24 protein-coding genes and 1 tRNA gene are annotated in these 24,999 nt (G+C 64.3%); 14 read left to right on the top strand and 11 right to left on the bottom strand.

What is annotated here, in order from left to right:
* Window position 1 precedes the first annotated feature (1 nt).
* Complete coding sequence (locus AB4099_RS07840; RefSeq protein ID WP_441477598.1) at window positions 2-1,294, top strand: HlyC/CorC family transporter; 1,293 nt, start codon at window positions 2-4, stop codon at window positions 1,292-1,294.
* On the opposite strand, the gene AB4099_RS07835 is transcribed toward AB4099_RS07840, so the two are convergent.
* Window positions 1,284-2,387, bottom strand: coding sequence for a calcium:cation antiporter (locus tag AB4099_RS07835; protein ID WP_113518143.1), 1,104 nt, complete (start codon window positions 2,385-2,387; stop codon window positions 1,284-1,286). The genes AB4099_RS07840 and AB4099_RS07835 overlap by 11 nt on opposite strands.
* A 141-nt stretch (window positions 2,388-2,528) precedes the next feature.
* The gene (locus tag AB4099_RS07830; RefSeq protein ID WP_441477597.1) at window positions 2,529-2,855 is read right to left on the bottom strand and encodes a DUF1330 domain-containing protein; all 327 of its coding nucleotides are present in this window, start codon (window positions 2,853-2,855) and stop codon (window positions 2,529-2,531) included.
* A gap of 141 nt (window positions 2,856-2,996) precedes the next feature.
* Here AB4099_RS07830 and AB4099_RS07825 point away from each other — a divergent pair, with 141 nt between their 5' ends.
* On the top strand, window positions 2,997-3,392 hold the full coding sequence (locus tag AB4099_RS07825; RefSeq protein ID WP_441477596.1) for a hypothetical protein: 396 nt from the start codon (window positions 2,997-2,999) through the stop codon (window positions 3,390-3,392).
* A 116-nt stretch (window positions 3,393-3,508) separates the two neighbouring features.
* Here AB4099_RS07825 and AB4099_RS07820 read toward each other — a convergent pair whose 3' ends face one another.
* On the bottom strand, window positions 3,509-5,326 hold the full coding sequence (locus AB4099_RS07820; protein ID WP_113518119.1) for a glucan ABC transporter ATP-binding protein/ permease: 1,818 nt from the start codon (window positions 5,324-5,326) through the stop codon (window positions 3,509-3,511).
* A 141-nt stretch (window positions 5,327-5,467) separates the two neighbouring features.
* Between AB4099_RS07820 and AB4099_RS07815 the strand changes: the two genes are divergently transcribed.
* Together AB4099_RS07815 and AB4099_RS07810 are read left to right on the top strand one after the other, a co-directional pair.
* On the top strand, window positions 5,468-6,238 hold the full coding sequence (locus tag AB4099_RS07815; protein WP_043241741.1) for a motility protein A: 771 nt from the start codon (window positions 5,468-5,470) through the stop codon (window positions 6,236-6,238).
* Window positions 6,239-6,252: 14 nt separating this feature from the next.
* Window positions 6,253-7,077 (top strand): OmpA/MotB family protein, encoded by an 825-nt coding sequence (locus AB4099_RS07810; protein ID WP_043241739.1) that lies wholly within the window; start codon window positions 6,253-6,255, stop codon window positions 7,075-7,077.
* 31 nt (window positions 7,078-7,108) lie between these two features.
* On the opposite strand, the gene AB4099_RS07805 is transcribed toward AB4099_RS07810, so the two are convergent.
* Window positions 7,109-7,636, bottom strand: coding sequence for a CAP domain-containing protein (locus AB4099_RS07805; protein ID WP_441477595.1), 528 nt, complete (start codon window positions 7,634-7,636; stop codon window positions 7,109-7,111).
* A gap of 4 nt (window positions 7,637-7,640) precedes the next feature.
* Complete coding sequence (locus AB4099_RS07800) at window positions 7,641-10,256, bottom strand: DUF3772 domain-containing protein (RefSeq protein WP_113518120.1); 2,616 nt, start codon at window positions 10,254-10,256, stop codon at window positions 7,641-7,643.
* Window positions 10,257-10,723: 467 nt separating this feature from the next.
* Between AB4099_RS07800 and AB4099_RS07795 the strand changes: the two genes are divergently transcribed.
* From AB4099_RS07795 to AB4099_RS07765, 7 genes are all read left to right on the top strand, one after another.
* Window positions 10,724-11,191 carry a (2Fe-2S)-binding protein gene (locus AB4099_RS07795; RefSeq protein ID WP_441477594.1) on the top strand — a complete coding sequence of 156 codons (468 nt, stop codon included), beginning with the start codon at window positions 10,724-10,726 and terminating at the stop codon, window positions 11,189-11,191.
* Window positions 11,192-11,316: 125 nt separating this feature from the next.
* The gene (locus AB4099_RS07790) at window positions 11,317-13,509 is read left to right on the top strand and encodes a xanthine dehydrogenase family protein molybdopterin-binding subunit (RefSeq protein ID WP_441477593.1); all 2,193 of its coding nucleotides are present in this window, start codon (window positions 11,317-11,319) and stop codon (window positions 13,507-13,509) included.
* A gap of 10 nt (window positions 13,510-13,519) precedes the next feature.
* Entirely contained in the window at window positions 13,520-13,969 is a 450-nt protein-coding gene (gene soxX / locus AB4099_RS07785; RefSeq protein WP_441477592.1) for a sulfur oxidation c-type cytochrome SoxX, read from the top strand.
* Window positions 13,932-14,426: a thiosulfate oxidation carrier protein SoxY gene (locus AB4099_RS07780; RefSeq protein WP_441477591.1), complete on the top strand. Its 495-nt coding sequence runs from the start codon at window positions 13,932-13,934 to the stop codon at window positions 14,424-14,426. Before soxX ends, AB4099_RS07780 begins: the two co-directional genes overlap by 38 nt.
* Before the next feature lie 11 nt (window positions 14,427-14,437).
* Window positions 14,438-14,761 carry a thiosulfate oxidation carrier complex protein SoxZ gene (locus AB4099_RS07775; RefSeq protein WP_441477590.1) on the top strand — a complete coding sequence of 108 codons (324 nt, stop codon included), beginning with the start codon at window positions 14,438-14,440 and terminating at the stop codon, window positions 14,759-14,761.
* Between the two features lie 10 nt (window positions 14,762-14,771).
* Window positions 14,772-15,530: a sulfur oxidation c-type cytochrome SoxA gene (gene soxA / locus AB4099_RS07770; RefSeq protein ID WP_441477589.1), complete on the top strand. Its 759-nt coding sequence runs from the start codon at window positions 14,772-14,774 to the stop codon at window positions 15,528-15,530.
* Window positions 15,531-15,592: 62 nt separating this feature from the next.
* Window positions 15,593-16,522 carry an alpha/beta hydrolase gene (locus AB4099_RS07765; protein WP_441477588.1) on the top strand — a complete coding sequence of 310 codons (930 nt, stop codon included), beginning with the start codon at window positions 15,593-15,595 and terminating at the stop codon, window positions 16,520-16,522.
* A 4-nt stretch (window positions 16,523-16,526) separates the two neighbouring features.
* On the opposite strand, the gene AB4099_RS07760 is transcribed toward AB4099_RS07765, so the two are convergent.
* Window positions 16,527-17,636: an ROK family protein gene (locus AB4099_RS07760; RefSeq protein WP_441477587.1), complete on the bottom strand. Its 1,110-nt coding sequence runs from the start codon at window positions 17,634-17,636 to the stop codon at window positions 16,527-16,529.
* Between the two features lie 222 nt (window positions 17,637-17,858).
* Between AB4099_RS07760 and AB4099_RS07755 the strand changes: the two genes are divergently transcribed.
* Window positions 17,859-18,338, top strand: coding sequence for a DUF2938 domain-containing protein (locus AB4099_RS07755; RefSeq protein ID WP_113518145.1), 480 nt, complete (start codon window positions 17,859-17,861; stop codon window positions 18,336-18,338).
* Window positions 18,339-18,379: 41 nt separating this feature from the next.
* On the opposite strand, the gene AB4099_RS07750 is transcribed toward AB4099_RS07755, so the two are convergent.
* From AB4099_RS07750 to AB4099_RS07740, 3 genes are all read right to left on the bottom strand, one after another.
* Entirely contained in the window at window positions 18,380-19,123 is a 744-nt protein-coding gene (locus AB4099_RS07750) for an aspartate/glutamate racemase family protein (protein ID WP_441477586.1), read from the bottom strand.
* A 1,366-nt stretch (window positions 19,124-20,489) separates the two neighbouring features.
* Complete coding sequence (locus tag AB4099_RS07745; RefSeq protein ID WP_113518128.1) at window positions 20,490-21,509, bottom strand: acyltransferase family protein; 1,020 nt, start codon at window positions 21,507-21,509, stop codon at window positions 20,490-20,492.
* 309 nt (window positions 21,510-21,818) lie between these two features.
* A tRNA-Leu gene (locus tag AB4099_RS07740) sits at window positions 21,819-21,903 on the bottom strand.
* A gap of 304 nt (window positions 21,904-22,207) precedes the next feature.
* On the opposite strand from AB4099_RS07740, the gene AB4099_RS07735 reads away from it, so the two are divergent.
* The gene (locus AB4099_RS07735) at window positions 22,208-22,789 is read left to right on the top strand and encodes a YqaA family protein (RefSeq protein ID WP_113518129.1); all 582 of its coding nucleotides are present in this window, start codon (window positions 22,208-22,210) and stop codon (window positions 22,787-22,789) included.
* Between the two features lie 13 nt (window positions 22,790-22,802).
* Window positions 22,803-23,327 (top strand): disulfide bond formation protein B, encoded by a 525-nt coding sequence (locus AB4099_RS07730; protein WP_113518130.1) that lies wholly within the window; start codon window positions 22,803-22,805, stop codon window positions 23,325-23,327.
* Between the two features lie 15 nt (window positions 23,328-23,342).
* Here AB4099_RS07730 and AB4099_RS07725 read toward each other — a convergent pair whose 3' ends face one another.
* A complete protein-coding gene (locus AB4099_RS07725; protein ID WP_113518131.1) occupies window positions 23,343-23,900 on the bottom strand; it encodes an HNH endonuclease in 558 nt (185 codons plus the stop codon).
* A gap of 208 nt (window positions 23,901-24,108) precedes the next feature.
* On the bottom strand, window positions 24,109-24,993 hold the full coding sequence (locus tag AB4099_RS07720) for a 3-hydroxybutyryl-CoA dehydrogenase (RefSeq protein ID WP_113518146.1): 885 nt from the start codon (window positions 24,991-24,993) through the stop codon (window positions 24,109-24,111).
* Between the last annotated feature and the right edge of the window lie 6 nt (window positions 24,994-24,999).

The following is a 24,999-nucleotide window of genomic DNA, read 5'->3' as shown; positions in this document are numbered from 1 at the left end:
CATGCTCGAGAACATCAACCCCTGGCTGGCGGTGCTGATCGTCCTGATCTGCCTGTTGCTGTCGGCCTTCTTCTCCGGCAGCGAGACCGCGCTGACGGCTGCCTCGAAGGCCCGCATCGCTGCACTGGAAAAGGCGGGAAGCCGGCGTGCCGGCATCGTGATGCGATTGCTGGCAATGCGGGAGCGACTGATCGGCGCCATGCTGATCGGTAACAACGTCGTCAATATCGGCGCCTCGGCCTTTGCCACCAGCGTGCTGGTGGCAATATTCGGTGACGCCGGGGTGATCTATGCGACGGCGGTGATGTCAGTCCTCGTGATCATCTTCGCGGAGATCATGCCGAAGACGGCGGCGATCGCGAAGCCCGACCAGGCGGCGCTGTGGTTGGCGCGGCCGGTGGCCTGGGTCGTTGCTGTGCTGGGCCCGCTGACACTGGCGATCGAATGGTTTGTTCGGCGCTTCCTGCGCCTCTTCGGCATCCGCATCGACGAGAACCAATCGATCCTTTCACCGAATGAGGAGCTGCGTGGTCAGGTCGACCTGATGCACCAGGAGGGCGCGGTCAAGAAGGCCGATCGTGACATGCTCGGCGGCCTGCTCGATCTGAGGGAGCTCGGTGTCGAGGACGTGATGATCCACCGCACCAAGATGCGAACGATCAATCTCGACATAGGACCGGAAGCGATCGTGCGCGAGGTCCTGGCCTCGCCCTATACCCGGATGCCGCTATGGCGCGACAAGCCCGAGAACATTGTCGGCATCCTGCACGCCAAGGACCTGCTGCGGGCGCTTGATGCTGCCGGCGGGGATGCCGGCAAGCTCGACGTGGCGCAGATCGCCCTCGCGCCCTGGTTCACCCCGGTCACGACCTCGCTGCCCGATCAGCTCAAGGCCTTCCTGGCGCGCAAGACCCATTTCGCGCTTGTCGTCGACGAGTATGGCGAGGTGATGGGGCTGGTGACGCTCGAGGATATCCTCGAGGAGATCGTCGGCGATATCCGCGACGAACATGACATCGCGGTGCCGGGCCTGCGCCAGCAGGTGGACGGGTCGGTGGTCGTCGACGGCGGAGTGCCGATCCGCGACCTGAACCGCGCGATGGACTGGGACCTGCCCGACGAGGAGGCGACGACAATCGCGGGCCTCGTCATTCACGAGGCCCGCACCATCCCCGAGGCCGGGCAGGCCTTCACCTTCCACGGCTTCAAGTTCGAGGTGGTGCGCAAGAGCCGTAACCGCGTGACCTCGCTCCGGATCACCCCCTTGGCGCTGGCGCTGGCCGCTACGGGCTGAACACCAGCACCAGGAAAACGAAGAAGACGCAGAGATGCACGGCGCCTTCCAGCATCGTTGTGCGTGAGCCGGTGAAGGTCAGCGTGCTCAGCATCAGCGTCATCGCCAGAATGACCATATTGGTGGCCGACAGGCCGAGCGTGACCGGCTGACCGGTGAGAAGGCCGATGCCAAGCACGGCAGGCACCGTCAGGCCAAGCGTCGAGGCTGCCGCGCCCAAGCACAGATTGATCGCACGCTGGAGTTGGTTGGCATTGATCGCACGCAGGGCCGTGATGCATTCCGGGGTGAAGACGACCATCGCGATCAGGATGCCACCGAGCGCCGGGGGGGCGTCGAGCTTGGCGATGCCGAAATCGAGCACGGCCGCCAGGCTCTTCGCCAGGATGACGATCGGCAGGATATTGGCCAGGAGCAGGCCGATATTGGGCAGGATGCTTCCGGACGCGGCGTGCCCGGCCTCTTCGACCTGATGCAGCACTTCGCCGCTGCGTGCCGGCATGTCAGGCTCGACGAAGAAACCGCTGTGGCGGCCGGTCTGCAGGATCAGGAAGGACGCGTAGAGCGCCAGTGTGAACAGCGAGAAGCAGATGGCTTGCAAGTTGGTCAGCGTTCCGTCGCTGGTCGAGGTGGTGAAATTCGGCAGGACCAGCGCGATGACCGTCAGCGGGATGATTACGACCAGATAGGCGGTGGCGCCCTGCAGATTGTAGCTCTGTTGGAAATGGCGCAGGCCCCCGAAGATGAGCCCTATGCCGACGACGCCGTTCAGCACGATCATGAGCACGGCGAACATCGTGTCGCGGCCGAGTGTCGGCGCCCCGGTCGCTCCCAGCATCACGGCCCCGATCAGCGCCACCTCGATGATGACGATCGAGAGCGTCAGGATCAGCGTGCCATAGGGTTCGCCCAGCCTGTGCGCCAGTTCCTCCGCCTCGTGCACGACGCCGATGGCCGACCACGCGATGATGCCGAGCAACCAGGCAAAGATCAGCATGGACAGCAAGGGGGAGCCGAGCTGCCCGAGAATCGTCTTGCCGAAGAACAGATAGGCAAGGACCGAGGCCCAGGCGCAGGTGAGGCGGATGATCATGCTGGTCAAATACAAAGACCCAATCTTGTGGCAGGCGGACGATAAACGAGACATGGCCCGGCGAGGACCGGGTGATGGACCAAGCGATATACGCGCGGCGTTGGAGGATCGTTGGCGCCAGCGCGCCTCATTCGCAAGTATTCACTGTCGGCGTAGCACATCCGTCGCCTGATGGTCGGACGAAACACCATCGATGAAGAAGACCGCGCCGGTCGAGTTGCGCATACGCAAGGGCAGGATCGCCCGATAGGCCTCTGATTCGTACCAGGCCTTCGCGGCGGCACGGTTCGGGAACTCGATCACGATCAGGTCGCCCGACCAGCTGCCCTCCAGCAGTTCCGGTGGATCGCCATGAATGATGAAGCGCCCCTGGAACGGTGCCAGCGTCGCATCGATGCCTTCGAGATAGCCAATGATCTCAGGTCCCAGGGCGACGTGGGTGAGGTGGGCCATGGCGTAGGTTTTCATCGTGGGATCCCCTTCTTCGCAGCCAAGCTGGCCTGCCGATGTCGCGACCTTCGCCTGCAGGCGGAATGAAGTCGATTACCTCAGGGGTTATCGCTGCAGCCCGTTCGCAATGCCGCCGCAAACCGGCGCGACAGCTGGGGCATGACCAAGCGCCTTCTTCGTTCGCTGCTCTGCGGCACCACCCTCCTTGTGGCCCTGATTCCGGCGGATCACGGCAGGGCTCAGCCCGAGCCGAGCCTACGGGCGGCCTGTTCCGAATTGCGGCAGGCGCTGCGCGGGCTCGAAGACAAGGAGGGCGAACTCACAACCATCCAGGTCGAGGGAGAGCTGACCATGGTTCGCTCCGACGGGGCGCTGGTCTATCTCGCGCTCTGTCGTGCGCCGGATCCGCAGGTTCTGTGCGTCACCTATGCCGAGAATGGCAGCAAGCTCGGCGATCGAGTCGTGGCCAGCGGCAGCTACGAACGGGTCGGCCCCAACCATGTGAAGCTCGATCCCTGCCTGCATCACGAACCGGACAAGGAGAGGCCGCGCTAAGGCATCGGTCCGAACAGTGGATTGCGGTTTTCGGCACAGCCGATGCACACAAGGTTAGATCACCGGCCGGGTCGGAGATCCGGTCCGATGATCTAAGGCCGTCCGGGGCAGCGCGGTCAATCGGCCGCGAGCTTCTGGGCGAGCGGGCTGACCGCATCCTCTGCCAGCATGGCGGCCGGCTTGTCGGCGACGAGATACTGCGCCCGCGCCAGCGCGGCGAAGCGTCCGCCCTTGGCGACGAGTTCGTCGAAGGAGCCCATCTCGATGACGCGGCCCTGCTCGAAAACGAGGATCCGGTTGGCGTTGCGGATGGTGGCCAGGCGGTGCGCAATGACGAAAGTCGTGCGGCCCTTCATCACCTCGTCGAGCGCCTTCTGGAGCTTCACCTCCGTTGCAGCATCGAGCGCGGAGGTCGCTTCGTCGAGAATCAGGATCGGTGGGTTCTTGAGGAGTGCGCGGGCGATCGAAAGGCGTTGGCGCTCGCCACCCGACAAGGTGCGGCCGCGTTCGCCAACCAGGGTGTCGAGCCCATCGGTCTGGCGAGCCATGACTTCGGTCGCCTGGGCCCGGTCGAGCGCCTCTATCATTTCGGCATCGGTCGCGTCAGGCTTGCCGACGGTGAGATTCTCGCGGATCGAGCGGGCAAAGAGCATCGGCTCCTGAAAGACGACGCCGATATTGCGGCGCAGGCTGAGCAGCGAGATCTCTCGAATGTCCCTGCCGTCGGCGAGGATACGGCCGGATTGCGGATCGAAGGCGCGGTGCAGCAGGCCGAGCGTGGTCGACTTGCCGGAGCCGGTCGAACCGACAATGGCGATGGTCTCGCCGGGCTCGACGGTGAAGGATACATCGGCGACGGCCGCGCGCTTGCCGTCATAGGAGAACGAAACGTCATCGAAGGTGATGCGGCCCTCGAGGCGGCCGGCATCGGGCGCGCCCGGGAGATCGCGTACGGCCGGCATGGTGTCGAGCACCCCGAAGAACTCGCGCATCTTCGGCGCCTGCATGAAGATGAAGTTTACGAAGGAGACGATCTGCTCAAGCCGGCCGACCAGCATGGTGGCGAAGCCCATGAAGGTGACGATTTCACCGACGGTGGTCTGCCCCATCATCAGGAGCCAGGTGCCGACGACAAAGATCGCCAGTACGGTGAGCGTCGCCGAGGCGCGGGTCGCCACGGTCGCGATCGCCCACCAGGATAGCACCGGAAGTTGCGCTTCCAGCAGGCTGGCGATGGTCGAGCGCAGGCCGCGTACCTCGGCTTCGATGCGGGTGAAGCTCTGGATCACCGGGACGTTGCCGAGCGCGTCCGAAGCGCGTTCGGCAAGGTTGGAGTGGTAGCCTTCGACATTGCTCTGGAGCTTCTCGGTCTTGCGCAGCACGAAGGCCGTGAGAGTGCCGAAGAGCACGACGAGGCTGATCAGGAGCAGTCCGAGCTGCCAGTTCTTCCAGAGGGTGAAGGGCAGCAGGATGAAGAGCGCGACGAAGCTGGCGCAGTGTTCGCGGAAGAATGAGAGCCACAGCGCCCACATGCCGCTGGTGCCTTCCAGCATCACCTTGAGCACCCGGCCCGAATGGGTCTGGGTGTGGTACGCCAGAGGCAGCGTCAGGGCGTGCTCGAAATAATCAGCCATCACGGCGAGGCGGCGGCGATGGGCCAACCTGTCGGCATGAAGGGCGACGAAGACGCTGGCTCCGATATTGAAGAGCCCGAAGCCGACCCAAGCCGCGATCAGGACATTGATGTCGCTCCAGTTTGGTCGCTGGCCGGAGCTTTGGATACTGGTCAACCTGTCGATCAGGGTGCCGAACAGCATCGGCTCCGCGAAGGCTGCTGCCGCCAGCAGGATATTGGCGAGCGCAAGGATCAGTCCCAGCCGTTTTTCGGGGCCGAGTTCGCCGAGGACGCGGGCGTAGAGCGCAAACAGTGACATCCGGGGAGCATTATCCGACGCGCGGGCCTGAGCAAGTGCTCAAGCTTAACGCTTCGTTCAAACCGGTCCCGCTATGGTTACCAGACTGCCAAGACAGGGCGCTGCGCGGATGCTGGATCTGCGTGGATCAGGGTGGCTTAAATGGATATCGCAACCGGCGTCGGCATTCTGGGCGGTATCGCGACAATCATTTCGCTGATCATGATCGATGGCGGCAATTTCGCCGCCTATTGGGACAAGCACGCCGCCATCATCATCTTCGGTGGCGCCTCGGCCGCGACCATGCTGCGCTTCCCGTTCTCCGTGATTGCCCATGGCATTCCGATGGGCTTCCGCTTCGCCTTCACGATGCGCTCGATCCATCCGCGCGAACTGATCGACGAGATCACGCGCGTTGCCGAGATCGCTCGCAAGAGCGGCCCCGTCGCGCTGGAAAGCGTTGAGGTCTCGGATCCGTTCCTGGCCCAGGGCCTGCGCTACATCGCCGACGGCTACGACAAGGAGTTCATCCGCGACACGATGGAGCGTGACCGCGACAACTTCCTGCAGCGGCTCGACGAGGGTTCGAAGGTCTATCGCGCGATCGGCGACTGCGCTCCGGCCTGGGGCATGATCGGCACGATTCTCGGCATGGTGACGATGTTCGCCAATATGAGCGACCCGTCCAAGCTCGGCCCCGCCATGGCGACGGCGCTGCTCGCGACGCTCTACGGGGCGATGGTCGCGAACATGTTCACGCTCCCCATCGCCGACAAGCTGCACATCAAGCTCGAGGAAGAGGAGATCTCGCGCACGCTGATCATCGACGGCGTCCTGCAGATGCGCGACGCCAAGAGCGCGACGCTGGTCCGCGAAATGCTGCTCGCCTATCTGCCCGACCATCATCGGGCCGAGATGGCGGAAGCCGCCTGACGGAAGCCTGAGCGATGGCGAAGAAAAATCGAGGAGGCCATGGCGGTCACGGCTGGTTCGTGACTTTCGCGGACCTGATGGCGCTGCTGATGGCGTTCTTCGTCATGGTCGCGGCCTATTCGAGCCAGGACAAGAACAAGCTTCAGATCGTCGCCGGCTCCATGCGCGAGGCCTTCGGCACGCAGACCGATATGCGGCTCGCCGGCATCGTCGAGGTCGACGGCATCCCGACCAAGACCCACATCAAGAACGCCTATATCCGGCCGCTCAGCGATGCGTCCGACACGACTGCGCCCAATCACAACCAGCAGAAGGAAGACGGCCTGGTCTCGGCGACGCATGACCGCGGCTTTGCGCTCGCGGCCGCCTCGCTCAGGCAGGCCCTGCGCGAGATGCCGGAGATCGCCGAGCTCTCGCGCAATATTCTGGTGGAGGTTTCCGAGGCGGGCATCGATATCCAGCTCGTCGATCAGGACGGGCGGGCGATGTTTGCCGAGGGCTCGGCGCAGCCGAACGAGCGCATGCGCAAGCTGCTCGCGGCTGTCGCCCCGACGCTGCGACGGATGTCCAACAAGATTGCGATTACGGGCCATACGGCCGCGCCACGTCCCGGCGCGGCACCGGAAGGCAATCCCTGGGAGCTCTCCGTGGCGCGTGCCGCGGCCGTCCGCGAGATCCTCAGCAATGCGGGCGTCCCGGATGACCGCTTCGCCTCCGTCACCGGCAAGGCCGACACCGAGCCGCTGATCAAGGACAATCCCTATCTCGCCTATAACCGGCGTGTCGGGATCGTCCTCAAGGCGGATGCACCGCCGCTGCCCTTCGGCGCGAAACCCTGAGGCAGCATCGCCTCAGGGCGCCAACCTTGCCTCAAGGCGCAAGGATCAGTGCCCAGTAGACCTGATATTTCGAGCCTGGCGCATAGGCGGTGGCAATGCCCATACGGGTGGCGCCCGGCGTCTTCATGACACGGTCGTGCTGAGGCGAGTCGCGCCAGCCCGAGAAAGCCTCGGCCAGCCGCCGATAGCCGGCCGACAGATTGGCTTCCGCTCCCGGCTGGCCGGCCCGCGCCAGCCGCGCCTTGACGGCTTCGGCCTGAACGGGCTTGTCGGCCGAGGCCATGGCGGCGGCCTCCTGCTCGGCAGCCTCGACCAGGGCCGGATCAAGCTTCAGCGTGCCGAGCCCGTGGTTCATCCGGTAGGCCGAGATCATGGCGCGCGCCTCGTTTGCATCGACCCGGGCCGAGGGCGAGCCGAGATCGCGGTAGAAGGCGGGCTGGCTGGTCCGGGCAGGCTCGGTGCAGCCGGCAATGCCGAAGACGGCGAGCGCACCGGCGACAAGGGCGGGGCAGGTCATGGTCCGGTGCGCCGCGGCGGCTGCACGGAAAGGCTTGGGCATCGCATCATTCCTTGCTGTCGTCCTTGGACGCATCCTTGGCCGGTTCGGGCGCGGGCGTGGTTTCGCGCCGCACCTGCTCCTCCGGCTCCTCCTCCCCCGTCTCACCGTTGAGAAGGCGGGGCCTTGATGCGCGCGCGGTGGTTACGGCTTTCTTGCGATGCGAAGGCTTTGTTTCGCGCCCGACGGCGGCGGCGATGTCCCCAAGCGATTGCTCGATGCCGTCGAGGCCTTTGACGAGCAGCTCCGCACCAGCCGCGGGAGCCTCCATTTCGGTGAGGCGTTTGTGGATCGCGAAGTTGAGATCGCTGGTGACGCGGCCGACGATATCGACGTCGGCCACGACGCAGATCAGGTCGAAATCCATCGTCGAGGTGCCGATCTTCTTGAACTGCACGGTTGGCGGTGGCTTCTGCAGCACGTCGCCATGGGAGTGGGCGGCTTCGGCCAGCATCGTGCGCACGGCGGACGCGTCCATTGACCTCGGCACGGTGATCGAGATCAGGGAGCGGCCGGTGCGATCGGCGCGCACCCGGTTCCTGACCACACCCGAGACGAGGTTGGAGTTTGGCACGATCACGGTCGAGCGATCGAAGGTCGCGATCTCGGTCGAGCGGACATTGATGCGCTTGACGATGCCTTCCGCGTCCCCGACCACGACCTGATCGCCGACCCGGATCGGGCGCTCCCAGAGCAGGATCAGCCCCGAGACGAAATTCGAGACCACGGACTGCAGGCCAAAACCGATACCGACGGAGAGGGCGCTGGCGACGAGGGTCAGGCGTTCGAGACTGAGACCCAGCGCAGAGACGGAGAGCGCGACGGCTGCGGCATAGCCGAGATAGCCGGCGGCGGTGATGATCGAGTTGCGCAGGCCGGTATCGAGCTGCGTCGTCGGCAGGAACTTGCCTTCGAGCCAGCCCTGGGCGCCGCGTGTCGCCGTCAGGGCGAGCGCGAAGAGCAACCCGGAGACGATGATCGAGGACAGCGAGATCGTGACGCCGCCGACCTGGAAGCCGAAGAAGGCGGCGCGCAGCGACGTCAGGAAATCGACGGATTCCAGGCCCCAGGGGGCCAGCGCGAGCATCAGCGTCACCACGATCAGCACGAGCTTGAGCAGCCCGGTGACGATGACGGCGATCTTCTGCAGCGCCGAGCCGCGGATGCCGACGCCGGCCTTCAGGGTCAGCGCGAAATGTCCGTTGCCGGTCAGGAGCTCGGTGATGCCGAGATCGAGCAACTGGTAGGCAAGGACGAACAGACAGGCGAGGATGCCGAGCCAGAGCACCTGCTCGGTCAGGAAGGAGGCGAAGACGACATAGCCCGTCAGTGCAGCCAATGCGATGACGAGGCCGACGATCCAGCCGAAGATGCGGATCGGTCCGAGCGAGGCGCCATCGACCGCCACATAGGGGCCAAGACAGGCCTCCTCTTCGACTTCCTTGTCATCGCGAAGCTGGTAAAGCCCGGCGATCAGGACCGCCGCGAAAACGAGCACGACCACGCCGCGGACGACAATCGATGATGCCAGGCTGGCGGCGATGGCCTGGAGCCAAGCCTCGAGCACTTTGCCGGTTGATACGACGAGTGCGAGCGATGCGGCGATCCAGACCACTGTCCGGGCCGTCGAGTCCATGACGCTGACAAGGCGTCGCTGTGGCTTGTGGGGAGCAAACAGCGCGTCGGCCAATGCCTGGACGAAAGCGAAGATCGCGAGCCCGACGACGATCGCCCAGATGACCGGCTGGATGCGTGGCGGCAGGAGGCCCGCAGTCTTGAGCGCGGCATAGATCAGCCAGCTTGCGAGCGCCGGTGGGGCCGCGCCGGCCACGATATGGGCGAGCGCGACGTGAAGGCAGCGCAGGCTGTTGGTATCGCTGGTCGGGTCGAGCCGTTCCGCAAAGCGCGGCAGGTAGCGGGCGCGGGCAACGTAGAGCAGGATCGCGCCGAGGAAGGCAAAGGCGACCAGCGCGCCGCGGGCGGTGCTGGATGCTTCGGCGACGACGGAGAGCCAGTCACCGAAGATGAGCCCGGATGCGCGCATATCTTCGGGCGAGGTCGACAGCGCAGCGCCCCAGAGTTCCGGGCTGACGATGGCGGGGCCCGGCGCGAACAAGGCCTTTGCGAAGAGGTCGCGGCGTCGGTCGCCGATGCTGGCCAGAAGCTGTTCGGCCTGGAGAAGGGCCGAGCGTGAGATCTTCAAAGTCTCGTCAGCGTCCGCAAACGCCTTCTCTCGCGTTTCGCGCTCACGGACGACTTCGGCGGATTCGGCAGGCGCCTTTGCGTCGGGCTTGGGGCCGAGCTGCTCGATGCGCAGCTTGGCCTGCTCGGTCTTCGGAGCCTGTTCCTCGGTGATGTGGCGGAGCTGTTCGAGCAGAGGCTGCAGCCTGAGCCGGTGCCGCTGCAGCTCGGCATCGGTCGCATTCGGATTGGCGAAGAGGGTCTCGATCTGGGCGAGCTCGGCACGCGCTGCGTCGAGACGGGTCCTGGCCGGGGTTGGATCGGGCGCCTGGGCCCAGCTCTGTGCGGCGAAGATCAGGGCCATGGCCAGAAGCCCCAGCGCTGCCAGTGCGGCGCGCCACGCTGTGGCGATGGAAACCTCTCGGAGGGCGCGGGCCGTCATGGCGATCCTGGCTCGTTCAGGCTGATTCGACGCGATGCCGCACCTCGCCCTCTCCAGCTGCGTAAGGCAAGGCGAGATCGGAAAATGCGTCGGATGGGGCAAGGACGGCACCTTGTTGCTGGGGAGGCTGAACTGACGCCTGATTCATCACATTGATGTGAGAAATGGTGCAGTCAGCGAAATGCGATGATGGCCCTGATCGTCGATAATCAGGACGTGATCATGGCAATCAGGGGGCTGATTGCGCATTTTTGGGTCGATCCCGCTTAGGTCGCAGAGGTCAACCCGGAGCGTGGCGCCTGGGAAACGGGCGCGGCGCTCGCACTTTTGGCATTGGCCCAAGGTCGCTTTCTGGATTTCAATCTCATCTAAATACAATCTGTCCGCGTGCCCGTTGGCATGGTGGACTTCTGGCGAGGCGCGCTGGCTCTCTCGCCATTCTTCTGAAATCGAACCGGGAGGTTGCGGTGGCGAAGCTGAGCATAAACGGCAAAGTGCTGGATGTGGCGGTCGATGGCGACACGCCGCTGCTTTGGGTGATACGGGAACAGATCGGCCTGACCGGAACGAAATATGGCTGTGGCGTCGCGCAATGCGGTGCCTGTACCGTGCATATCGATGGGGTCGCGACGCGCTCCTGCGCGCTCCCCGTGAGCGCCGTTTCGGCGGAACAGAAGATCGTGACCATCGAAGGGCTTTCGCCGGATGGATCGCATCCGGTCCAGAAGGCCTGGATCGCCCATGATGTTCCGCAATGCGGCTACTGCCAGAGCGGCATGATCATGGCCGCCGTTGCGCTCCTCCAGGCCAATCCCAAGCCGAGCGAAGCGGATATCGCCAATGAAATGACCAATATCTGTCGTTGCGGCACCTATACGCGGGTCAAGGCGGCGATTCTGGATGTGGCGGCCAGCGGTACGCTCGGCCGCGGTTGAGCCTCATCGCGTCGGCCCGACTGAGCGTCGGTCCGCATGTTTCACGTTTTGCCTGGGTGGGGTCGAGCGCGACGGGCCAGGTGCCCTTGCTCCCCTGCTTTCCCTACCGGAATCTGGAGGAAGACATGATCTTTGCCTCGGCTGACACATCTCCGACCCTGTCCCGCCGCACCATGCTCGCCGGCTCCGCTGCGGCGGCCGGGGCCTTCACCTTCGGCTTTGCCATACCGTTCGCTGGCGAGGCGATGGCCCAGGGGGCGGTCAAGGAAATCAATGCCTGGGTGGTGGTCCATCCCGACGAGAAGGTGGTGATCCGCATCGCCCGCTCCGAAATGGGGCAGGGGACGCTAACGGGGCTCGCCCAACTCGTCGCCGAGGAACTGAACTGCGACTGGGCCAGGGTGACGACAGAATATCCGACGCCGGGCCAGAACGTCGCGCGCAACCGCGTCTGGGGCAATTTTTCGACGGGTGGCAGCCGTGGCATCCGGGAATCGCATGAGTATGTCCGCAAGGGCGGCGCGGCGGCACGAATGATGCTGATCCAGGCTGCCGCGAACCAGTGGAGCGTGCCGGCAGCGGAATGCTCTGCCGAGAAGAGCGTGATCACGCACAAGGCGTCAGGCCGCTCGCTGCGCTACGGGCAGGTCGCCGAGGCGGCCTCGAAGCTCGAGGCTCCCAAGGATATCCCGCTCAAGGAGCCTAAGGACTGGACGATTGCCGGCAAGCCGCTGAAACGGCTCGACACGGTCGACAAGACCAATGGCGCCAAGATCTACGGCATCGATCTGAAGATGCCCGGCATGCTCAATGCTGCAATCAAGGACTGCCCGGTCTTCGGCGGCAAGGTGAAGAGTTTTGACGCCGCCAAGGTCAAGACCATGCCGGGTGTGACGCATGTCGTGCCGGTGGGCGAGACGGCGGTTGCCGTCGTCGCCGAGACCTGGTGGCAGGCGAAAACGGCGCTCGATGCGCTGCCGATCGAGTGGGACAATGGCGAGAATGCCAAGGTCTCGAGCGAGAGCATTGCGGCCTGGCTCAAGGAAGGTCTCGATGCGCCCGAAGCCGTCATCGGCAACCAGGTCGGGGATGCGAAGGGGGCGATTGCCAAGGCGGCACGCGTCGTCGAGTCGGTCTATTCCTATCCGTTCCAGAATCACGCCACGATGGAGCCGATGAACGCAACGGCGCGCTACACGCCGGAACGTTGCGAGGTCTGGACTCCGACCCAGAACGGCGAGGCGGCGCTGGCCGCAGCGTCCGAGGCCTCGGGACTGCCGATCGCCAAATGCGAGGCCTACAAGATCGATCTCGGTGGCGGATTTGGCCGGCGCGGCGCAGTGCATGACTGGGTCAGGCAGGTGGTTGCGATCGCCAAGCAGATCCCCGGCACGCCGATCAAGCTGGTCTGGTCGCGCGAGGAGGACATGCTGCATGGCCGCTACCACCCGGTGACGCAGTGCAAGCTGACGGGCGGGCTCGACAAGGATGGCAATCTGACCGGGCTGCACATGCGCATTTCCGGCCAGTCGATCGTTGCCGGCATCTTCCCGCAGAACATCCAGAACGGGCGCGACCCTGCCGTCTTCCAGGGCCTCAACCCGCCTGGGCCGGAGGCTTCGATCGGATATGGCATCCCGAATCTGCTGATCGACCACGCGATGCGCAATCCGCATGTGCCCCCGGGCTTCTGGCGCGGCGTGAACCTGAACCAGAACACGATCTATCTCGAGTGCTTCATGGACGAGCTCGCCCATGCGGCGGGCAAGGACCCGCTCGAATTCCGTCGGGCGCTGATGAAGAACCATCCCAAGCATCTGGCTGTTCTCAATGCGGTCGCCGAGAAGGCGGAATGGGGCAAGGCCCTGCCGGCCGGGGTCTATCGCGGCATCTGCCAGACCATGGGCTTTGGCTCCTATGTCGCGGCGGTCGCAGAGGTTTCGGTCAGCGCAGAGGGCAAGTTGAAGATTCACCGCATCGTCGCGGCGACAGACCCGGGCCATGCCGTCAACCCGGCCCAGATCGAGCGCCAGGTCGAGGGCTCCTTCGTCTATGGCCTTTCGGCGGCGCTCCATGGCGAGTGCACGGTCAAGGACGGGCACATGGTCGAGGAGAATTTCGACACCTACACCGTGCTGCGCCTGGATGAGATGCCGGTGGTCGAGACGGTGATCGTTCCATCCGGCGGTTTCTGGGGTGGCGTCGGCGAACCGACGATCGCGGTTGCCGCCCCGGCGGTGTTCAACGCGATCTTCGCGGCGACCGGCAAGCGTGTGCGTTCGGTCCCGCTGAAGAACATGGATCTGCGGAAGGCCTAGGGCCCGGCGCATGACGCGCCTCGGCTTCGCCACAGCCCTCCTGCTCGGAGGACTGGCTTGCTCCCGGCCGTGCGCGGCGCTGGAGCCCTACGCCGTCGTCGGGGACGCAATTCCAAAGGCCCTCGGCGCGCGTGCCGGTGATGTGGCGCGAGGACAGGCCATCCTGCGCGACCGGGAGCGCGGCAATTGCCTGATCTGCCATCAGGGGGCGGATCCGGCAGAGCCGTTCCAGGGCGCGATCGGGCCGCCACTGGCCGGCATCGGGGCGCGGCTTGACGCCGGGCAGATCAGGCTGAGGCTGGTCGATGCATCGCGGCTCAATCCGGAGACGGTAATGCCGCCCTATTACCGGACCGAGGGCCTGCAGGATGTCGCCCCGGCCTATCGTGGCAAGCCGGCTCTGTCGGAGCAGGAGATCGAGGATGTCGTTGCCTATCTCGCCTCTCTCAAGACATTCTGAGTCCGCCCCGAGCCGGCGTGACATCGTTGTCGGCGCTGCGGCCGGGATCGGCCTTGCCGCCCTGCCGAATGCGGTGATGGCTGCGACGCAGCCGGCGCTGTCGGAGCTGATCGCGCGGCTGACCGATGGCGCGGTGCCGGAGCGCGGCAGGATCACGCTGGAGATTCCGGCGCTCGTCGAGAACGGCAATTCGGTCGATACGAGGATCGTGGTCGAGAGCCCGATGACGGAGGCGGATCATGTCCGCTGGATTCATCTCATCGCCGAGAAGAACCCGTTCCCGGACATGGCGCGGTTTCATCTTGGCCCCCGCTCCGGCCGCGCCGAGGTCGCAACAACCTTGCGGCTGGCGACCTCGCAGAAGGTCACGGTCGTCGCTGCGCTCAGCACGGGGGGCTATCTCATGAGCGATGCCGATGTCGTGGTGACGTTGAGCGCCTGCATCGACGGCGGTTGAAGGGAGATCCGATGGCATTCAACGCCCGTATCAGCATGCCGGCGGAAGCCCGTGCCGGCGAGATCATCGAGATCCGCGTTCTGACGCGGCATCCGATGGACCGCGGCGGCCAGTCCGATGGTAAGGGTGGCACCGTCCCGCGAAAAATCCTGAACCGGCTGACGGCGACCTATTCCGGGGAACCGATCTTCCGGCTCGACATGTATACGGGGGTCTCGGCCAATCCCTTCGTCTCCTTCACGACGCGCGCGGTCGAGACCGGCGACATCGTCTTCGAATGGCGCGAGGATGGCGGAGCGGTCTTCACCCGGACGGCCAGACTGACTGTGACGTGAGCGCCGGGCGATGCGGCTGAAGCTGGCTTTGGGGCTCCTGTTCGCGCTGCTCGGCACAGCCGCGGGTGGCGAAGAGATCACCTCGGGGAGCGCTTTCCTGTCGCCCGATCTGCGCCGGCAGCAGGATGATCCGACGCGCAACCCGGGCTGGTTCTGGGTCGAGCAGGGTCAGGAACTGTTCAGCCGCAAGCCAGGGGCCAGCCAGGCCTGCAGCCAGTGCCATGCCGAGCCGGAGAAGAGCCTGCGGGGCGCGGCGACGCATTATCCGCAGGTGGATGCCGGCACCGGGCAGCTCCTGAATCTTGAGGGACGCATCGAACAGTGCCGCGTGGAGCGGCAGAAGCAGCCGGCCTTCGGCTATGAGAGCGGCGAACTTCTGGCGCTGACGGCCTATGTCGCTTCGTTGTCCCGGGGTTTGGCGATGGACGTCGAGACCCGCGGTCCGGCACAACCCTTCTATGACGCGGGCAGAGCCTTCTTCGAGCGCCGCCAGGGCCAGCTCAACCTCTCCTGCAAGCAATGCCATGACGGGCTGGTTGGCCAGAAGTTGCGCGGCGACACGATCAGCCATGGCGCCGGGACCGGATATCCGGCCTATCGGCTGGAATGGAACGGCGTCGGTTCGCTGCATCGGCGCCTGCGCGCCTGCTCGCTCGGCGTCCGGGCGACGCAGTTCGACTATGGCGCGCCGGAATATCTGGCGCTCGAACTCTATCTTGCCGCGCGTGCCCGCGGCCTGCCGATCGAGACGCCGGCCATGCGGCGTTAGCTCTTGGCGGATGGACGGAGAACGGTCACGATCCCGGCACATTCATGTCGGAGATGCGGCGAATGCTTCGCCTGCCTGTTCTGCTTGCCGCCTTCGGATTCGCCAGCGCTGCCGTTGCCCAGCCGGTTCCCGAACCTCCGGCCGCTGCGGCGGTCTCCTCGAATCCCGCGCCCTTCGTTCTGAAGGACACCGAGGTCCGGACGATCCACGCCAAGACGCTGCAGCGCGACTACGAGATCTATGTCAGCCTGCCGGCCTCCTATCACTCCTCGCCACGCCGGCGCTTTCCGGTGCTGTTCCTCACGGATGCCGATTATGCCTTCCCGCTGGTGCGCAGCATTGCCCGCCGAGTCGGCAATCGCGGCCAGGGGCTGGAAGAATTCATCCTGGTCGGTCTCTCCTACGCGGTCGGCGACACGCCGCAGTTCAGCCGGCGCCGCGACTACACGCCGACGCCCAATGGCGAAAGGACCAAGGACGAATCCGGCCGTACGCCCGTCTTCGGCGAGGCCGAGCCCTATCGCCGCTTTCTCGCCGACGAGGTGATGCCCTTCGTCGCTTCGACCTATCGCACCGACACCCATCGCAGCATCTTTGCCGGCCATTCCTATGGCGGGCTGCTCGGTGTCCACATTCTGCTGACCGAGCCGAAGATGTTCTCGCATTATATCATCGGCAGCCCTTCGCTCTGGTACGACCAGAAGGTGATGTTTGCGCGCGAGCGCGCCTATGCCGAGACGAACAAGGACCTGAAGGCCGATGTGCTGATGGCGATCGCTTCCTTCGAGACGATCAGCAAGGCCTCGTCGCGCTATAGCAGCAAGCTCGACATGATCGCCGACCTGCAGGAATTCGAGAAGGCGCTGCGCTCGCACAATTATCCCGGCCTGAAGCTGACCACGGAGATCATCCAGGACGAGGATCATCTCACTGTCTTCCCCGCCATCATCACTCGTGGGCTGATGTGGGCGCTGCCGGCAAAGCGAAGCTGAACGCTCAGCCTTTCCTGTCGCCGGTCTTTCCATTCTTGGTCTTGTCGCGGCCCTTCGGCTTCGTCCGGTTCTGGTAGCTTGCATTGCCAAGGCCGGTGCCGATGGTCAGCACTGCCCAATGCTCGACATCCTGCATCGAGGGCATCTCGCTCAGCCCCTGGATGACCGCGTCGTTATGCATCACGACCGTCGTCTCGTGCCCGCCGATTTCGGGAATCATGTCGCGTATGCTCTCGACCAGGTTGAACCGGCTGCTCTGCCAGTTGCCAGGCAGATTCTGTGCTCCGCGGTCGATCGAGCCGTCCCGCTCGATCAGTCCGGGGCAGCCGACGCCGATGAAGGGAGCAACGCGGAGGCCCGCCTTGCCGGCCTGCTTGATCTGGGCATCGAGCATCTTGCCGAGCCGCTTGATTGCGTCGTCCCTATTGGTCTCCTCGTCGGCGTGGCGCCAGAGTTCGGATTGCCAGACCTTGGCCTTGGCAAGATCTGGTGCCTTGTCCTGGCGCAACTCGACGATGCCAGCGCGAATATTCGAGCCGCCGATATCGACGGCGACGAGGCTGTCATAGGCCTCGAATATCCATTTCGGTGCAAGATGGGCGCTGCCGACCAGCCCCGCCTCGTCGGGATGATGACGGATCGGCACAAGGTCGATGCTGTGTCCGTCCGTCTGCAGGATGATGCCGGCACGTGCGATGGCGAGCTCACCGACGCGGCTCTGGCGGAAACCGCCGCCGACCACGATACGCTCGACGGCGCTCCAGGGCTTCAGCCTGACGAAGCGGCGAATGACGAAGGCCAGCGACTGGGCGTAGCGTTCGATGGCACCGAGGATGAGAGCTGCCTCGCGCGGCTCGCCTTCGCCGAGCAGCGCATCGAGCTCCTTCTTGCCGATCTTGTCGGAGTCGACCGTGATGGGATCGTCGCCGGTCCGGCGCAGGTGCTCGCGAAGGGCGTCGAGATGGTCGAGAAATGCGCCACGTTTGGCCTTGTCGCCAACGAAGCCGTCCTCGTCGCGAACCTCCAGATTATAACTGGTGACGACAACCGAGGGCAGTTCGTCGGCTCCATGAGGACCGCCTGCGCGTGCTTTCACCGTCGTTTCTACTGCCATGTTCCGCTGTCCCCCGTTTGGTCTCTTGAAGGGAACGGCCTCGGTGCTCCCTGTGTTCCGCCAAGGGTGGGGTATCGCTCATTGATTGCACCGCGCATGGCTCCCTTGCACAGCGGGCGCGGGAAAAACGCGCCCTGCGATTGACCTCGCGGGGCCTCTTCCCTTCCATTGCCGCCGAGGCGCGACGGCCGACGCGCCATGGCTGGTTTCCGGGGATATGCGATGCTTGAGGTTCTTGTGCGCGCGGTGCTGATCGGCGTTGGCGCGACAATCCTGTTTGATCTCTGGGCCCAGTTCTTGAACCGCGCTTTCGGCCTGCCGGCTCCCAACTGGGCCATGACCGGGCGCTGGTTCGGCCATCTGGCGCAAGGTCGACTGGCGCATGAGGATATTGGACGCTCCGAGCCGGTGGCGAACGAACGCGCGCTCGGCTGGGTCGCGCATTACCTGATCGGCATCCTGTTCGCGGCGATCCTGCTGGCGATCTGGGGGCTCGACTGGGCCCGCAATCCGAGCCTCGCACCTGCTCTGATCGTCGGTCTCGTCACGGTCGGCTGCGGCTGGTTCATCCTGCAGCCGGGAATGGGCGCGGGCATCGCGGCGTCGAAGAAGCCGAATGCCGGCCAAATCCGCGCCATGAATATCGCGGGACATATCGTCTTTGGCGTTGGGCTCTATTGCTCGGCGCTCCTGCTGAGCTGAGCGTGCCGGCGGCAGCTCCCCGGTTCAGGCCCTTCCTCCGTTCAGGACCTAGCGAGAAGGGCCGCAAGCGCGGGCGACAGGCCGACGCTCCCGACGGCAGCCGGAAAGGCGAGATCACCGCTCGCCGGTTTCGCCGTACCGCCGTTGAGAGCAGCCAGGACCGCCTTCATTCCGGTCTGGACCGAACAGATCACCGGAATATCGAGATGTGGCTGGACGCGCGCGGCGAGGCCGGCAAGTCCGGCACCGCCGAGAATGACGGCTCCGGCGCCGTCGCGCTCCGCCGTCTTACGGCAGGCTGCTGCGAGCAATGCGATCGAGCCCTCCGGATCACGGGCGATATCGGCCCCCGTCGGAGTGACTGTTTCAACCGAGGCAAGCCGGCCATCCAGGCCGATCATCGCGACGAATTCATGCAGGATCGGTCCCCAGCGCTCGCCACCGGTGACGATCGAGAACTGCTGCGCCATCGCCGCGGCCGCCAGGCAACTCGCCTCTGCCATGCCGACGACCGGAACGGGGGAGACCTCCTTCAGGGCGTGAAGCCCTGGGTCGCCAAAGCAGGCGAGATAGACCGCATCGCAGTCGGCACCATGCTCAGCATAGGCCTCGAGGGCGGCGTGGGCCGCAATCACCCCCGCGCTGCGACTCGAGATATACTGCGCGCCGAAGCGGCCAGTCACCGGATGCAGTGCGACATCGGGCGGAGCATGGGGCGCGACCACCTGCATGACGAGATCCGTCATCGCCTGGGTCGTGTTGGGATTGATCAGCAGGATACGCAAGAGAGCCTCGGGCAGGATGCAGGTTTCAGGCTTAGCGAGCCCGAGGCCTCAGGCCAAGCGACCAGCGCGGACAAGGTCCAAGTCATGAATGTATACGGGGCGCTTCGCAGAGGCGCGGTGCGGGCGCTGCGATAGCCCCGATGCCTTTGGTGGGCGACCGCCGTGGCCGAGAGCGCCGTTCGATGGGCCTGAGGGCGGAGGAGACGCTTGGACAAGGTGCTCAAAGTGGGGCGTGCGATCTAAGCCCGAATAGCACTTACCAATGGGCGATGAGAGGCGTTTGTGGGTTGATCGCGGGAGAACGTCCCATACCGCAAGGATCAAGTTCGGCTTCCGGTTTGTGGCGCTCAGAGGCGCGTAGACTGAAGGCGAGGGTGATGGGCGGTTCTTTCTCCTAGCGCGGCACAAAACGGCTACATTCCGCGCTCATGATGCCGCAACTTTGCCACATGTATGACAAGGGGCCAGCATGGTGAACCTCGTTTGTCGCTTGGGCCTTGCCGGCTTCCTGGTTGCCGGTTGCTCGCCACAAGCGATGCCAACGGTCGAAGCGATCACAAAGCCGACGGTCGAGACTTTTGCTCGGCTGGGGAGTTGGCGACCCTGGCAGTCTGCTCAAGCGGAGAAGCCGCAGACTGCACCTCTCGATCTCTCTGATCCCGTGCCGGAGGCGAATAAGCCAGATTCGATCGTGCGTGAGCCGGTAACGGTGACCAGGCCAGCGTCCAAGCTGACCGCGGCCGCTGTACGGGCCCCGAAGCCGGTCGCTCGGCCCGTTCAACCAATTGTGCCCGCTTCGATGCCGGAGGAACCCAGTAAGACTACGCCGGCCCTCGTCTCTTGCCGCACGCATAGCGAACCCGGCCAGCGCGTACACATGGAGTGTAGTCCTGTCGATTGATAGAAGGCGGTGAACAGGTAGCGCGAGCTCGAGCAAATCGCGAGCTATCAAAGTCCACGAGGCGTTGATAGCATCGCTGCCCTTGGGGGACGAAAAGCCCGAATCAGGCGTGTCCGGGATCTCCGCCTTGGAATGGTCTGCCAATCAGTTCGGAGCATTTTGCGATCGATCGATTTGCAGTGTGATACGCCAGAAGATGCGGCGCGCTGGCTTTCGCAACATCCTCTCAAATTTGCGGGTCCGGTGCGTTTCGATCCCGGTGGGCTTGTGGACGGTCGCGGCATCCGCGCTTCGCGCGGGTCTTCGGAGGGCTCGTACTGGAGCTTGCAGCCTTTGTCCTGGGTGGGCCGAACTGACGTTGGCCCTCGTTTCTGTTCAGCGGTGAGTTCGTTTCGGGCGGTTGTAGAGCCCGTTCGGGCCGGTGAAGCGGTGGGCTCTCGATGAAAGACCGCCGAACTGGAGCCGTTAGGGCGCCATGGGGGCTGGTCGACGCCGCATCTGGATTATCGCGCGAAAGCCCGCGAGCATCGGCGTTTCGATGAAGCGATAAACGAGATAGGCGAGCAATACGCTCATGCCGACAGACGCGAGCATGACCGGAACGCTCTGCGCCTGATCGAGCCAGGGCAGCCTGGTGGCTACGATCCGCATGGGTTCGATCACCATCAGATGGGTCAGGTAGAGCGAATAGGACATGCCGCCGAGGGCAAGCAGGGCCCGATTCCGACAGGCCAGTCCGGACGCTTCCGCCAAGAGTGCGGTCAAGAGAACGGCGGTGACGATGATGAACGCCACAGCCGCTGGCGGCTCGTGCCACGCCACGCAGATCGTAACGACGCCGCCGGCAACGATCGCGGACACGACCTTCATTGTCCTGCGCAACGGAGGCATCCAGAGCCGGGCGGCAAGCCAAACATAGTAGAGAGCAATGCCGATCACGAAGAAGCCGGTCACCCTCCCTCCATAGGTCGAGCAGACCGGCCCGCATGGGGCAAAATGCTGAACCGCCTGCAGGAGCAGCAGGACTACCGATGCGATCAGTGGCGCCCACCTCTTGCTCATCGCGAGCCCGACGCCAAACACGACGTAGAAAAACATTTCATAGTTGAGGGTCCAACCGACGCGCAGCACCGGCGGCTTGTCGGCCGGAACGAACAGAAGGCTCCCGAGCAGGTGCGACCATGTATCGGGTGTGAAAACGAAGAAAACCGCAGTTGCGATCCAGTAGAGAGGCACCACTCGGACAAGGCGCTTGAGCAGGAATCCAGTGCTATCCTGGCGTGTCACATGGGTGATGATGAAGCCGCTGATCGCGAAGAAGATGGACACGCCATAGAATTCAGTTGAGATGCCGCGGACGATCTGGAAATCGGTGTGGTAGAAACTCACTCCAAGCGCCGCCAACCCTCTGAGCAATTGCAGGTTGTAGATCATCCCCGGCGCGGCCCCCTGTGTACCGAATGACGCGTCGAAATTGTTCCGCATCTTAGCCTCGACCGTCTATCAGGATCGCATCTTCCTTCAAGATGCATGGCTGAATGTGGATCGCGACATCGCGGCCGACCGGGATCATCTGTCCCCGGGAGAGCTTGATGACGGCATCCTTCCGCAGGGCCGCGCGAGCACGACGCTTCACCAGTTCACATGGGCTCCAAAATCGCCGGAAACGAACCCAGCGCCGGATATAAACGGGGGTAACGTCATGGAGATCGAATCCGCATCATTGGATCGAACGACAACCGTGAGGCCGCCGTGAACGGGCGGCCCAGGCCAAAACGATTCGCAAATTAGGAATGGTGCCCCTGGCCGGGATCGAACCAGCACTCCTTGCGGAACTCGATTTTGAGTCGAGCGCGTCTACCAATTCCGCCACAGGGGCCCAAGCATGAAGCCGCCGGTCTTTCGACCGCGGTACATGCCCTCAATGGGCCGGCGGACTATAGCGATGGCGCGCGCGCGGTCAACGGATCGTGAGCAGGCATTGTGCAGAGCTGTGAATGATGGACAGCCTGACGCTATCGAGGCTAGACAGCCTCGATAGCGAGGCCAGCCCGGTGGGCCGGCGGCGCTCGCCGGAAGATGGCCCTTGCGCGCTCAGGCGCGCGGAACGGCTATTGCCCGCTCCTGAGGACTGAACAGCCGCATGTCGGCCCTCATCGGGCGGCGCGCACCGGTGCATGAGCATGTTTCGACGCCTCTATGAATGGACCATGGCGCTCGCGGCCAGCCCGCGCGCACCCTATGCGCTGGGTGTGGTCTCTTTCGCGGAAAGTTCCTTCTTCCCGATTCCGCCCGACGTGATGCTGGTGCCGATGGCGCTCGCCAGGCCCCAGAAGGCCTGGTTCTATGCCGGGATCTGTACGGTGACCTCGGTGCTCGGAGGTCTGCTCGGCTACGCTATCGGCGCGCTGCTCTATGATTCGCTCGGTCAGTGGATCATCAGGCTCTACGGCCATGGCGATGGGGTCGAGGCTTTTCGGGCAGCCTATGCGCAGTATGGTGCCTGGATCATCCTGCTGAAGGGACTGACGCCGATCCCCTACAAGCTGGTGACGATCACCTCGGGCTTTGCCGGATACGATCTGCTCTGGTTTGTCGTACTCTCGATCATCACGCGCGGCGCACGGTTCTATCTTCTGGCCGGGTTGCTCAATCGATTCGGGGGGCCGATCCGGCGGATTCTCGACGAGCATTTCACCACGGCGATGATCGTCCTGGTCGTCGGAATCGTGGGCGGCTTCTTCGCCTTCAAGCACCTGTTCTGAGTGGTACGATCCAATGCCTGGCAGCGATTCCCGGCTCGATACCCTGATGCGCCCGATGCGGTTGATCCTGCTCCTCGGTCTCGGCTCGACGGCCCTGATCGCCGGAGCATGGTGGTCGCAACTCGTCTGGCATCTCGTGCCCTGCAAGCTCTGCCTCGAGCAGCGCATTCCACATTACGCCGCCATGGCGCTTGCCGCGGTGGCGCTGGTGGTCGCTCGCTCGCGTGCCCTGCAATTGACAGTGCTTGCGGGCTTCGCCGTGCTGATGCTCTGGAGCACCGGGCTCGGCGCCTATCATTCCGGCGTGGAATGGGGCTGGTTCCTCGGCCCGAATGATTGCGGCGGCGGTGCCCCCGCGGCTGCCGCAGGCGTCCAGGATTTCATGAAGCAGCTTCAGACCACGCGTGTGGTGTCCTGCGGCGAAGCAGCGTGGCGCTTCCTCGGATTGTCGCTGGCAGGCTGGAATGCGCTGGCTTCGCTGGGGCTTGCCGCCCTGGCCCTGCTCGGCCTGATCAAGGCCTCGAAGCAAGCCGGATAATCCACGCCAACCCTCTCAGGGTTCGAGTTCGGAGTCCCAGTAGAGATAGTCGAGCCAGCTCTCGTGCAGATAGTTCGGCGGGAAGAGCTTGCCGTTGCGGTGCAGGTCGTTGACCGACGGTGCGAAGGGCTTCTGCAGCGGCAACATGCCGACGACGGTTGGCATCTTGTCGCCCTTGCGCAGATTACAGGGCGAGCAGGCCGCGACGACATTGTCCCAGGTCGTCAGTCCGCCTCTCGAGCGCGGCACGACATGGTCGAAGGTCAGTTCGTCGCGCGTACCGCAGTACTGGCAGGAGAAGCGGTCGCGGAGGAAGACGTTGAAGCGGGTGAAGGCGGGCGTGCGGGAGGGCTTGATATAGGTCTTCAGCGAGACCACCGAGGGGAGCTTCATGTTGAAGCTCGGACTGTGCACGATCGTGTCGTATTCCGAGACGATGTTCACCCGGTCCATGAAGACTGCCTTGATGGCGTCCTGCCAGCTCCAGAGCGAGAGAGGGTAATAGCTCAGCGGCCGAAAATCGGCATTGAGCACCAGAGCCGGACAGCCATCCGGAGAGGCCATCGGATGCATCACATGCGCCGTCAAACCCGTCGCACCTCCGCTGATCGAAGCAGGACGAATCCTGCTTGCAGCTCAATGTACGCGCGAGACGACAGGAATGTGAAGATGCCGCAGTGCGAAGTTGATATGCGTCATGGTGGCCGGCCTCGAGCCGGCCGACACCATCCATTCCGAATTCTGGGGCGATACCCGGCCTAATACCGGGTTGGAATACCGGTCAGCGGGTCGGGACCGGCTTTTCCCCACGATAATCGTAGAAACCGCGCTTGGTCTTGCGGCCCAGCCAGCCGGCCTCGACATATTTTACCAGCAGCGGGCAGGGGCGATATTTCGAATCCGCCAGGCCATCATGGAGCACCTGCATCACGGAAAGGCAGGTATCGAGGCCGATAAAGTCGGCAAGCTGAAGCGGGCCCATCGGATGATTGGCGCCGAGCTTCATCGCGGTGTCGATCGCCTCGACCGAGCCGACGCCCTCATAGAGCGTATAGACCGCCTCGTTGATCATCGGCAGCAGGATGCGGTTGACGATGAAGGCCGGGAAATCCTCCGAGACTGTCACTGTCTTGTGCAGCTTGCTGATGAAGCTGCGGGCCGCCTCGAAGGTATGGTCGTCGGTGGCGATGCCGCGAATCAGCTCGACGAGCTGCATCAGCGGCACGGGATTCATAAAATGGATGCCGATGAAGCGCTCCGGCCGGTCGGTCGCCGCGGCAAGCCGGGTGATCGAGATCGACGAGGTGTTGGAGGCGAGCATCGTCTCCGGCTTGATATGCGGGCAGACGGCGGTGAAGATCTTGCGCTTGACCTCCTCGCTTTCGGTCGCGGCCTCGATGATCAGATCGCAGTCGCCAAGCCCTTCCAGGGTCGGCGTCGCGACGATCTTGGCCATGGCGTCGCGCCGCAGCGAGTCATCCATCGCGCCCTTGGCGACCTGACGCGCCATATTGCCGTCTATCGTCGCCAGTGCGGCCTTGATACGGTCTTCGGCGAGGTCGTGCAGCCGGATGTCGAAGCCAGCGACGGCCGCGACATGTGCGATGCCGTTGCCCATCTGCCCCGCGCCAATGATGCCGATCGTCTTGATCGCCTGGTCCGACATGTCCTG

Source organism: Allobosea sp. 2KB_26 (genome assembly GCF_052115715.1).
Classification (GTDB): Bacteria; Pseudomonadota; Alphaproteobacteria; order Rhizobiales; family Beijerinckiaceae; genus Allobosea.
The sequence above is the reverse complement of the archived record's forward strand: the minus strand, read 5'-3'. Positions and strand labels throughout refer to the sequence as shown.